General features: G+C 34.2%; 10 protein-coding genes and 2 pseudogenes. All 12 read right to left on the bottom strand.

Annotated elements, in window-relative coordinates; all coding sequences use genetic code 11:
- Positions 1 to 1,033: 1,033 nt before the first annotated feature.
- Positions 1,034 to 3,376 (bottom strand): annotated as a pseudogene (locus CN326_RS20020) (LPD25 domain-containing protein); the annotation flags it as partial.
- Positions 3,369 to 3,644 (bottom strand): hypothetical protein, encoded by a 276-nt coding sequence (locus tag CN326_RS20025; protein ID WP_098310733.1) that lies wholly within the window; start codon positions 3,642 to 3,644, stop codon positions 3,369 to 3,371. The pseudogene CN326_RS20020 and the gene CN326_RS20025, both read right to left, overlap by 8 nt.
- 43 nt (positions 3,645 to 3,687) lie before the next feature.
- Positions 3,688 to 4,125: a hypothetical protein gene (locus CN326_RS20030; RefSeq protein ID WP_098310734.1), complete on the bottom strand. Its 438-nt coding sequence runs from the start codon at positions 4,123 to 4,125 to the stop codon at positions 3,688 to 3,690.
- Between the two features lie 3 nt (positions 4,126 to 4,128).
- Positions 4,129 to 5,319, bottom strand: coding sequence for a MobP2 family relaxase (mobP2, locus tag CN326_RS20035; protein ID WP_098310741.1), 1,191 nt, complete (start codon positions 5,317 to 5,319; stop codon positions 4,129 to 4,131).
- The gene (locus CN326_RS20040) at positions 5,312 to 5,569 is read right to left on the bottom strand and encodes a hypothetical protein (protein ID WP_098310742.1); all 258 of its coding nucleotides are present in this window, start codon (positions 5,567 to 5,569) and stop codon (positions 5,312 to 5,314) included. The genes mobP2 and CN326_RS20040 overlap by 8 nt, the downstream gene beginning before the upstream one ends.
- Positions 5,570 to 5,818: 249 nt before the next feature.
- Positions 5,819 to 6,724, bottom strand: a complete 906-nt coding sequence (locus tag CN326_RS20045; RefSeq protein WP_098310735.1) for a hypothetical protein — start codon at positions 6,722 to 6,724, stop codon at positions 5,819 to 5,821.
- A gap of 22 nt (positions 6,725 to 6,746) precedes the next feature.
- Positions 6,747 to 7,325 (bottom strand): MerR family transcriptional regulator, encoded by a 579-nt coding sequence (locus CN326_RS20050; protein ID WP_098310736.1) that lies wholly within the window; start codon positions 7,323 to 7,325, stop codon positions 6,747 to 6,749.
- 27 nt (positions 7,326 to 7,352) lie between these two features.
- Positions 7,353 to 8,459, bottom strand: coding sequence for a bifunctional lytic transglycosylase/C40 family peptidase (locus CN326_RS20055; protein WP_098310737.1), 1,107 nt, complete (start codon positions 8,457 to 8,459; stop codon positions 7,353 to 7,355).
- Between the two features lie 4 nt (positions 8,460 to 8,463).
- The gene (locus CN326_RS20060; RefSeq protein WP_098310738.1) at positions 8,464 to 10,407 is read right to left on the bottom strand and encodes a VirB4 family type IV secretion system protein; all 1,944 of its coding nucleotides are present in this window, start codon (positions 10,405 to 10,407) and stop codon (positions 8,464 to 8,466) included.
- An 18-nt stretch (positions 10,408 to 10,425) separates the two neighbouring features.
- The gene (locus CN326_RS20065; RefSeq protein ID WP_098310739.1) at positions 10,426 to 11,241 is read right to left on the bottom strand and encodes a hypothetical protein; all 816 of its coding nucleotides are present in this window, start codon (positions 11,239 to 11,241) and stop codon (positions 10,426 to 10,428) included.
- Positions 11,242 to 11,255: 14 nt separating this feature from the next.
- Positions 11,256 to 11,543: a DUF5592 family protein gene (locus CN326_RS20070; RefSeq protein WP_098310740.1), complete on the bottom strand. Its 288-nt coding sequence runs from the start codon at positions 11,541 to 11,543 to the stop codon at positions 11,256 to 11,258.
- Between the two features lie 47 nt (positions 11,544 to 11,590).
- Positions 11,591 to 11,979: pseudogene (locus CN326_RS24745) on the bottom strand (pLS20_p028 family conjugation system transmembrane protein); the annotation flags it as partial.

An 11,979-nucleotide genomic window follows, 5' to 3' on the forward strand; every position in this document is an offset into this window, starting at 1 on the left:
AGTTGAGTAACAAAAAATGATTCAATCTACTTTATCTTCAAATCTTTTTTGATTGGCTTGCATCAATCTCATAAGGTTTCCTCTTTCCTATACATAATTTATATTTTTAACGCTCCATTTCTTGTTCTTCCGGTTTTGCTTTCTTTGTTACACCTTTGAATCGATTGAATATCTTTGAAAAGCTGTTTTGTTCCTTTTGCTCTTCCCCTTTCCCCTGGTCTTTGTTAAATGCTTGCTTCTTATTTTTATCGTATTCTTGTTTTTCTGTATCCAGGGCCTTTTCTAATTTTGATAACTTTTCCCTTTGAAAATCTGTAAGATTCATTTCTTTGATCTCTTGAAGGGCTTCTTTTTTCAATTGATATACTTCAGTGAATGAATGTGTTTTTTCAAATTCTTTCATTTCTTTCACACGATCTTCACGACTTTTTGACGATTTTTCTTCTTGTTTCACTGGTTCCTTTTTCTCTTCATTGGATGCTTTTTCTGGTTTATCTGTCGTTTTGTCCGGTGACTTTTCTTTATCGACTCCTAAAAGTTCTAACACTGCAATTTTGTACTGGTCTTTATAACGATCTTCTTCTTTTGTAGGAGCAATTTCTTTTAGTACTTGCTCTTTATATTCTCCTTTGTACACATCTTTTAAGATATCCTTTGATAATTCTTTTGGTACATCTTGATTTGGTTCTTTACCAAACTCTTTCATAATGCTTTCTAATGATTTTTCTTCTAAAAATATGTTAGAAGTTTTACTCCAATTATCCCCATCTATATCTTTTTGATAGAGCTTTACTTTTTGCGTTTCGTGATGAATTTCTCCTAATATATCTCCTTGCCCCCAATAAGCAGCTGAATTAATCGCATTAATTCCAAATTTTGTTTGTTCTTCATCAGATCCTCTAAATTCAAAGTTCTTTTCTGGAAATTCATTTTCATCTGATTTCATAGCCATAAGGCTATACTGATAAAGTGCATGCTTCACATTTTCTTGTTCTAATTGCTGTACTTCAATTTTATACGGTTCGGGAGATACAGAAGTAAGATCGTTGGTTAGTATAATTCCTTCTTTACTCAATTTTTCTTCTACTTTATTTTCTAATTTCGTTACATAGTCCTGGCTCACAAGTTTATTATCGATGGATACATCTTTTGTTGCATAATAACGTTCTTCTGCCGTTACACGATTCACAATACTATCAATATCGTTCGACTCTTGATGCTGTGCACGCTTATACGTTTCATATTTCGCACTCAAATCCTTTTCTAGTGGAGAAGGTTCATTTTTATCTTGTTGCTGAAATTGCTGCTCGATAGAAGCAATTGGCTCATATCCTTCTTTTCGCATTTCCTTATATAAATTCATTTCTTTTTCACTCGTGAATGGTGTCTTTTGTTGCTCTTCTTTTTCTACCCACTTCCCATATCGTTCATCTTTTACGATTTCATCTAAGTTCATTTTAGAGTTTGCTTCATGAACTACAAATGAGGAATTCCCCTTGTTTTCAAAAATAGATTCTTGTACTTTCTTGTATAAATCATGTTTGAGAATATCATCTAAATAGACGTTTTCCAGTTTACCTGTTTTAGAGGATAGCGAAACATACAAATCATCACGATTTGATTTATCCTCATTCCAAACTGACAATGTATGAATTTCTTTTGTATCACCATCCATCATGTGTAGCATTGCTACTTCAGTATCATTTGTATTTCCTAATGCTTCTAATGTAACTAAATGTTTTGACATGTCAGGTACGCTATCAAACGACTTTTCGAATGGTATTTCAGGAATTTTATCTAATGACGGTTCCGCTTTTCCAGAATCATTTACTACTTCTTCTCGTAATGCTTGCTTTACTTCGTCAGATAAGGATCGTTTTTCAGTTAGTACTTGTTGATAGGGAGATGTATACTCACCATCACCAAGATTTAAACGATCCATACTGACTATCTGCATTCTTCCAAAATCCTCATCTACTTCTTTTGGAATCACAATATGATAACGTGTTTTGTCGTAGCCTACATACTCACCTTTTTCTTTTGCTATTTCTTTTGCTTCCTCAATTTTTGTAATAGCTGCTGTCATTTTTTCATTTGCTTCTCCAAACGGAATCAATTCATTACTCTTAAAGTTTTCATTTTCAGACCACTGAATTAACATCATTGGACGGGTAATCTCATTTTGGTCTAAGGCTGAAAATCTTTCTTTGTTGGATTGGTTAAAGGCATCTATAAATTCCTTACCATGCAATTGTTCTGCATTCTCTATTGGTCTAAATGCTGTGTCTCTGGATGCTCTTTCTTTTAATTCTGAAACAGAAACAAGCTCTTGCGTTGTATTACTTAATCCTGTAAATTCCACCAACAGAATGTTCTTTTCATCCACTGATTTTGCCAAACCTTCCACCTCTTTTTCATGTGATTTTTCATTCTCTTTATTTAAATGGGTTTCAATTGTTTCGATAAATTCCATTGAAGTATCATGTACTTCTTTCAATAGCTGTGTTTTATCTTTTAGTTCTCTTCCTTGTGTCCAATTTGCTAAGTAGCCTAATGAATATTCGCTTGTATCAATTCCAAAATAAGAAGCGACTGTATAGGCTGTCATTTCAGCTTGAAACTCTTTTTCTGGTGCGGTGTAATTCATATGTGTCTCTTTTGTATGAAGCTTTGCATGTGCTAACTCATGAAGAAGGGTTTTTACATTTTGCAATTCTGAATTTCGAGGATTGAGTGCAACCTCTTTTGTTAATGTATAACTCACACCCTTCGCAACGCCCAATTCTTCTTTTGGTTCAATGATTTTTACACCGTTTTTTTCCGCAATGGCTTCCATGCCTTTGTACAATAATTTGTAATCCTCTATGCTTCCTTCCAGCCATCGATTCGGAAAAATACTTGGTAAATCTTTTGCTGAAGCATTCGTTTGCGAAATATCAAATACATTTCCGACTGAAAAATAAAGACGTCCTGCTTGAACTTCAGTTTGGCCCCTTTCAACCTTCTTTTTCTCTTCCTCACTTGCCTTATTAACTGACTTCCATTTCCCTTCTTGATCCTTAAACTTAGGTACCGTTCGATTAGGAACGAGGATCTGAATTCCCTTCTCACCCTTTTGAACGGAGAAGCCTTTTTTTTTCCAAAAATTAAAGGAGCCGACAGCTGCGGCTCCTTGGAATTGCGTTTGAATGAGTGAGATATTCGAAATGGAATACTGATGAAAATTTGCCATAAACGAAAGATATTCTTTCATATCTTCTGGTGAACGAAAGTACCCTTCTACACTTTTTTTCATCTTTTTTGTTAATGCTTGAATAGCTTCTTTCTTTTCTTCAGGTAATTTAGTTTGATATATTTTTTTATAATTTTTACTCATGACTTTCCCCTACTTTTTCACTTGCTTTCTGTAATTCTTCCATCTCTTCTTCATTCCACTTTTTACTTGTATCAAAAAATAGTTCCTGCGTTTTTACATTGATGGGAAGCAACATATTCTCTTGATTCATCACATGCAACGTGAGTTCATCTTCTTGTTCTTCTGTTAGCTGAATTGTTAACTCCTCATCTTTTACCAGTAATACGATTTCACCTTCTCCAATCGATTTTATAATCCCTAATACCATATCTTCATTAAAAAATAACATCTAATAAACCTCCTCTATTTTTTATAAAAAAGAACAATGTAATTTAAGTTACACTGTTCTTAGATGCCTCATGATCGATTCGTTTTTGTCTCGAATGACTGATTCGGTTTCCCACTACTTGCTTCGCTGTTTTTACGCCTTCCATCTCTTCCACTTCTGTTGAAATAATATTTTGTACACCTTGATGAAAGAGTAATCCATTCATTAATTCAATTAAAATTTGTGTATTTCTATCTGCATTATTGGAGCCAAGACGGATCTTCGTAAGTTCATTTTTTAAAACATCATGTAAATTTTTTGATACCACTTCCGTAATATAATTCAGCGACCATTCAGTATTTTTGGCCGCTTGATGCTCTTTGCAAATTTTAGAGATTGCATCACCAGGGCGTTTAATATAATTCTCATCCATATACTCCTGAATGTAACGATGGACATTTTCATCAAGCGATAATTTCATTCTTATTTTCGCTTTTTCCATGTTTTAACCTCTTTCATTTTCATATTCAATTTCTTTTTGCATGCGTTCATAGTGTTTTTGGTTTTTCCAACTTTCATATTCGCTTTTAAAAGCACGTTCTACTTTTTTCATAGAATACTGAATCGATATGTTCTGTTGAAATTTTTGATACGGCTTTGATTTTTTCATGTAATGAATTCTTTTTTGCTCTTTATCGTATGCCTTCATTTCTTGTAAAAAAGCATTCCCCATTCTTTTATAGAGATCATTTACTTTGTTTTTCTTATAATTTTCATACAGCTTCTTATCGTATTTCCCTTCTCCATATGCTTCTTTAAAAACCTTGACTTCCTTATCCAAACTTTTCATAAATTGTTCGTAATCTTTCTTATGATGCTGCTGAATGTACCTTCTACTTAATTCATCAATTTCAGGCTTTAATGGCTGGATTGTATTGTAGCTATATTGCCACTGCCTTTTATCAGCTGGTAACTGTTTATAGATTTGAAGAAACAATGGTTTCAAGTTATTGTTACGCCAGGTAAATGTAGAATCTTCTTTTTTACTTCCTACCATGTTGTTTCGAATGAGATCATTAATTTGTTTTTGCTCATGCTTCCGATCTAGAATGTTATTTACTACTTTTCCTCTCATCGCATTAAGTGTTTTTGGTTTTCTTTTACCACGTTCTCTTGTCGGATACGGCTCAACTGTTGCCACATGGATATGGATGTTATCCGTATTGTAATGAATAGCTGCCGACCAGGTAGAGCTTTTTTCTAAGCCCTCTCGCTTTTGCATTTCCTTCATCGCAAGTCGTGTCACATCCATTAGTTTTTTCTCATCAACTGTTTTCGTCTTTGCATCATAAATCCCTTGTTCTTCGAGCCAAGGATTATGAAAAGAAATGACATCCTGCCACATGATACTGCCATTCTCATGAGCGGTTTTAAACATTTCCTTTACAGCCTTTTTTTCACTTTCTGTTAAACGATTAGCGTGTTCTGTAAAGAGAGCTGAAGTCTTTTCTGGGTTTCCCATATAGTCCTGGTACAGTGAAAACATTTTTTCATTTAGCTTTACTTCACTTTTTGCTTCTTCTCGGTCTACATACTCGATATAATCTTGAAATGTATCCGCATTCGGCAAAACAAATTTCGTTTTCAAAATGACACCAGGCGTAACAGAAGATTGAACAGCTATCGCATTACTCATTGCCATCACGCATCATCATTTCTATAAACTGATTCATTTTTTGCATTTCACTGGTACACATATTCATCATATGGATGTTTTTTTCGATTAGATTTTCTAACTCCATCTCTCTTTTGTTTTGTTCCTGAAAAAATGCGATCATTTCAATTTGACCTTTCAAAAATTTCTGCCTTGATATCCCTTTTCTTTTTGCCATTTCATCAATTTTATTTACGGCAACTGGATCTACTTCTCTAATTCTTATTTCCACATTTCCCTCTCCTTTCTGAAATTCTGGGTAGAGCACTAAAAATAGTGAGAAGAGCATAAGGGGTTTTTGTTCCCACCTAAGGTGTGAAGCTAGGCGGAGCCTAGCAAAACGATGGGAACAAGTAAAGAAGTAAAATGTCCCCATTGTGTTCCCTTATTTTTCTTTCATGTCTCCATCATGTCCCTATATTTTTATCCCATGTCCCTATGATGTCCCCTTATTTTTCCTTAATGTCTCCATCGTGTCTCCTTACCTTTGTTCAGTTTTTGAAATTTCTTGTGCCTTTTTCTCTAACTTTTTAATCTTATCTCGTGCGCTTTTTTGTTCCACTTTAAACAGTTCTATGTTCTTATCAGACGTTTTAATTCTAGATTCTAAAACTGAAATTTTTGATTGTGTTTCCATCATTTCGGCTTCCGTTTGGTACTTCATTTCCTCCTTCAGATCTCTTATTTTTTGTTCAGTTTGTTTCACACTTTCTTCCTCCATCTTGATTGCTTTTCCATAGTTTTCAATCTTTGTATTCCAATCTTTCTTATCTCTTTCGATGAAATCTAGTTCATATGACTTCTTATCATTTGCCAACAATTCATCATTTGCTTTTGTTTTTCTTTGGTCAGTAAAAACAGTTTGGATGAGCTTATTTGGATTTTGTTTGCTCGTCGTTTCTTCTTCATATTCATAAGGTTCTTGTGTGAATTTCCTAATATCCATTTGTTCTTGTTCGCTGTTTTTGTTGTAAATATCTAACGCTAAAGCTCCCCAATTAGGAGATAATTTTTGTACTTCCACCACATAATTCCCATTTTCTTCATACAATACTTTGACAGGTAATTGAGCACCTGGATTTGTTTTTTCTTGTGCTTTAAATATAAAGTCTGTTTCTTCATATCCTTCTAACCGAAATCGAATTTCGATGAAATTTTTATGTGGATTGTACTCTCTTTTTTCCACTATTAACTTACCTGTACCAGACAACTTTACGACTTTATTTGTTTCTGTATGAAATAGCTTTTCATTGTTCGGCATGTAGATTTTAGATGTTAGGAAAGTGAAAAAACCGAGTAATAAAAAGCTAATAATTGCTCCATATATCCATGATTTATTTCGTCTCAAGTTCATTCTTTCGTTCTTTTTACCGATAGCACCTAACACATTCTCACCTCACCTTTTTTCGTTATAAAACTTTCATATTGAGTTCTTCTACATTTGTGACTTGCCATTTATCTTTTTCTTTTTTTGCCGTTACTCGTAATACATTATTTATTTTTTCTTCCCGGTTTTGTGATGGATCAGTCGTAACATTTATAAATTCTGCTAACACCTGGACTTCTTCTTTATCTGGATCATTTTCTTGTAAATAGAATTTCATTTCAGTTGGTTTCGTTTTATACGTATCTCCAAGTTCGTATTTATCTGTCGGATAAAATTGTTGTAAAAGCTCTTCACTCATAATGTTTCTTGCTTGTTCTTTCCTTTCGTTATATCCCTCTTTTTCTCGATAAAAGGATAACTGTATGAACGTTTCGACTGTCGATAAATACTCTCTTCTTTGTTGTTCTTGTGCCGAAGGAAGCACCTTATCGAGCCGTTTTTTCAAATCTTCATTCTGATTTGTTAACAATTCATTTGAAAGTTTTAACTGTTTTTCTTTTCCATCGCTCATTGATTTTGTACTCAAATAGACGTTCAAAATAGTAACGCCTACGATTACAATCGCAAGCGCTATGAACAAAGCTTTTCGTTTATCTTTCATACTAAAAGTCTCCTATTCTTTCGATTTTTAGAACCTTCTTACATGTCCAGAAAAGACCTTTTTCCAGTACGGATTATTTAAATCTTCAATGGAAACACCTTTGTTTGTTTGACAGCCTATAAAGGTATTTTTATCAATTACAATTCCAACGTGACCGTCACCTTTATACGTATCAAAGAAAATAACATCGCCTGGTTTCATATCATTTGCAGAAACTTTTGTACCAATTTTATTAAGAGTCTCTGTACTTGTACCTCCAAGATCTCCAACGTTCATTCCCACTTGTTCAAACGCCCACCGGACAAAACTACTACAATCAAAAATCCCTCTTTCTATATCTGATTTGGTACGTCCTCCCCCAAAAACATAAGTGGAACGCCCAATCCAAACACGCCCAACATCGGCAACTTTTGAACCACTATTGCCTCCACCTGAAACGACTGAACCCGGTGTATAATATTTCAAAACTGCATCAACGTACAATATATCGCCATAACAAGCCTGGTATGGAACCGCCTCTGGTCTCAGGCAATGATACATGCCTGTATGTTTATATTTTTGATATTGTTGTTGTGAAAATTTGATTGCTAATTCTTTTGTATATTTACCACCGTTTGCTGCCACGAAATCAAAAAATCCTGGGCCAAAATTGTACGCCTGAAGCGATGTCTTGATACGATCCATGTCTCCTGGGCTCGTTACACCAGCTCGTTCTATCGCATGTTTAAACTCTTGCACACCAGCCCAGATGCTGTAATCTGGATCTGTTATACAGTTCGGTGATTTGCAATATTTTGTGTTATATGACCCCTCAGATGCTTGCATTGGGTCACCGCCACGCCCTCCACTTTCTTGCATCATTTGAGCAAGCATCAAAGCAACAAATGGTTCTACTCCAAACTCTTTCGCATATTTCCGAACTGTCGGTTCCCACTTCAAAACTTCAGGTGATACATTCATTACTTGCCCTTCACCTGTATACGTAATATCACCATTGTCTGTTCCGGTATCACTTCCGATAGCTGCAATAAAAATACTGATTACTCCAAGTAAAAGAAAAGAAAAAAGACCCATCACGATTAACCCTAAAGTGATGAGCCATTTCTTCGGTATTAACTTTAAAACGAGATGCATCGTATTAAGCACCTCCACCAAATAACATTAATTCTTCATCTGTTACTTCAACATGGAAGTGAATATTTTTTACAGCTCCAATACTTAGAATGACATCACCAGTTGGTAAATGTGGGATCGCTGCAATTTCACTTTCACTTAATTGTCCAGCGAATACCTTTTTTAACATATCTAAGCTGTTATTATCTTGTTGCATAATGAATTTGTATTGTGTGAGTTCAAATAACACCTTAATTTCATCCACCATTTCTTGTGATGATCCATCCGGTACAAAATCTCGAATACTATGACTTGCATATAAAAGACCTGCAAAATATTTCCGATCTTCCCGGCTAAATTTAATTAAGAATCGCAATGCATGTTGGCTTTCCTTCTTCGTATTTATCACATGATGCGCTTCATCAATTATGATAAAATACCGTACAACATCTTCAAAATTAAGTTGCTTCTTGTTAAATGCTTTTAATTGCGGTGCACCATTTGAAATCATTTCATCCCAAAGTAAATTTAATACATTGAAAATTTGTGCTTGAAACACTTCCGGTTTAAAGCTTGAAATATTCCGTAAGGAAAAAGATACAACTTGTTCTTTTTTGAAATCTTCAATTGTAGAATGACCATCAAATAACTGTGCATATGCTTCTACTAAGTTAACAATATTTAACTCAATGAGTTCTAAACGATTTTTTCTACTCTCACCTAAATTCGCATGATGTTTTTTTGTTTCAAAGTCTTCATACAGTTCATCACGAACAAATGTTAAATAATTTGTAAATATCGGATACTCTTTCGGTTTTTTCGTTGTAATTTCATTTTGAGCTCCCTTTTTTTCATCCCATAACTTCATACGAATATATAATTTCCGAAGTAAGTTTTCATATTCTTTAATCTCATCATCCTTCGCTTCTGGCGCAATAAAACGATAAAAGGTTGTAAGTTTTGATAAATGCTGAATGAAACTAACCTCTTCACTTTCAGCTGTTTTATATACCTGAAGAGGATTAATTTGTCCTTGCGAGCCATCTAAAGCAATTGTTTTCCCACCTAATTCATCTACTGTATCTTTAAACTCTTCCACAACATCAAAAATCCGAATAAAATGTCCTTTGCTTGCATTATCAACTGCTTTCTTTTTCAGTAACGTTGATTTCCCAGCCCCAGGTTTCCCAATCATTACCCCATTGTAGCTTTTTCTTTGTTGGTCCTTATGAAAAATATCAAAAATGACGTTTCCTTTTGTTCTTGTTGTTCCGTAATATGTGCCGTATGGATCGTGCAAATAAGAAAAATGAAATGGACAGCCACCAGCTAAACTTAAAGCTGGAATTTCTTTTCCTTTTCTTCGGTTTACGTAATTCTTTTGTACATCAAAACTCGTTACTAATGCATCCCACTCGTATTCTTGTTCATTTAAAAAGATTGCTCCTCTAAAGTTGTAGGATTCTAATGTTTCAATAATTTCTTTTACTTGTTTTTCTAACTCATCTATTGTTTTCGAAGATACATAAATACGTGTGTGAATTCGTTTCATCACTTCGCCTTGTTTTATATCTGTGTATAGAGCCTCTAATTCCAAAAATTCATTTTTCGCATCGATACGATCTATATTATCTTTCGCGGTATCATGCCGTACACTTTGTTCACTCATGGATTTATTGATAGATTCAACGACTTCTGTTCGGTTATCACTCATCACGTCCAATGTTGTAATGACGTTTGGCATGTTCATAATTTGCTCTAACCAGAAATCATTTACTTCAGTTGGATAATCATATATGTGTATACATGTTGAATATCCATCACCGGTTCGAACAAAACTTTCTTTAAAATCCACGCCCCCTTGCGGCTGGATTCTAGCTAACAAATAAGGGTTGTAACCTTTTTTCATTTTCAGTTCTTTTCGCTTTTCTTCTTTTGATTTTTTCTGTTTCTTTTTGAATGCAAACACGTTATATCCTCCTCACTTTCATATATTTTTTGAACCTAATTTAGAGTTTTGATTAAACAATTTGAAAAGAAGTTCTAACTTTTTCTCTTCATCTACATCTAATAGTTCAGTAGAACGCTTGATATATCGTTTGGCTGCATCAACACGCTCTTTCACGATTAATTCACTATCTCCATAAATAAACAAGAAGGATTCACGATTCGTTCTCCCCCATTCTAAAAATTTTAGTTCTTTTAATTTTTGAACTAAGATCCTTTCATATATGGGATTGTTGCACTCCTTGATTTTCTTATCTAAATATTCTTGTTGTTCTGTTGTTTGACAGGGGAAATTTAAGAAGATTAATTTAATCGCATGTTTATAAGCCTGATAAAAATAGGCGTGTGAAAATATGACGAATGCTTGCTCTTCATTATTTTTTGAGTACATATCGTCACCTTCAACTTGTAAGATTTCCAAGAACTCTCCATTTTTCAATTCAAAAAAACCATCCTCAGTCATATCTATAATCTCCATAATTTCTGTAATACTTTTTTTGACTTTAGGTGGCGTATCTTTCTTTTTTCTAGCCAAGAAGTTTAAGAATTTAGGATTCTTCTTTTTCAAAATTGGCTTTTCTGGTGAAACCTTTTTCTTTTCTTCTTTCTTTTTTTTGATTTTTGACTTTGGCATTTCTTCTACCACTTTGACAATCTCTTTCTGTTTAGGTGGAGCTTGTTCTATTTCTTTCTCATTGAAACGAAATACCTTTTTTTCGTGTTTTGGCTTTTCTTTTTCCACTGTCTTTTGTTCTGGTATCCGTTGTTCCAGCTCTTCTTCGTTAAATAATGCCATGTATGACTCCTCCCTTATTGATCTTTATCAATTGCACAATATGCACCTTTTCTTCTCATGATTGTGATAATAAGTACTTCGTACATTCGTTTTTGAGGATTGGTACTAGGTCTCCAAATCATGATAATTGCAACGCTCCCCATAAAAATACAAAAGGGAATTTGTAAAGAATCATGTACGAAATTTCTAAGAATCATAGTCACAACCAATACTGCGATTATTAAAGAGAAATCTAATAGATATAGCACTTTATTGATACGTAATTCCGTGCTAATTTCCTTCGGAATTCGATAACTTCTCATGTGTATGCCCTCCCTTTCAAGCATAAAAAATAAGCGTAATTTTACGCTTATTTTTCTTTTTTGTTATTTTTATTTTCACTTACAATATCTCTCCAATTCTTGCCTGTATTTTCACCCATTTGGTAAAAACGTTTTGTATTCTTGACCGTATGGGAATTAGTGATTTTTTCTTTCACTTCTGTAACTGTCTGTTTTATCGATGTTTTTGTAGATGTTACGCTTCCCTTTATTTTATCGGTTGCATATTGTCCTAACGTGCGTGTCTCACGATTAGCTGGCATTGGTATATTACTTGTACTTGCTGCCACTTCTTGATCAACTTCATAGGTACCTCTAGGGCTACCATGTGTTACAGTAACCATTTCAACTGGTGTTGAATTCCCTTCACTTACTACTGGTCTTGATGATTCAATTGGTGCCGGGCTACTTCCGCTTG

It is taken from the genome of Bacillus sp. AFS018417, from assembly GCF_002560985.1.
Taxonomy (GTDB): Bacteria; Bacillota; Bacilli; order Bacillales; family Bacillaceae_G; genus Bacillus_A; species Bacillus_A rhizoplanae.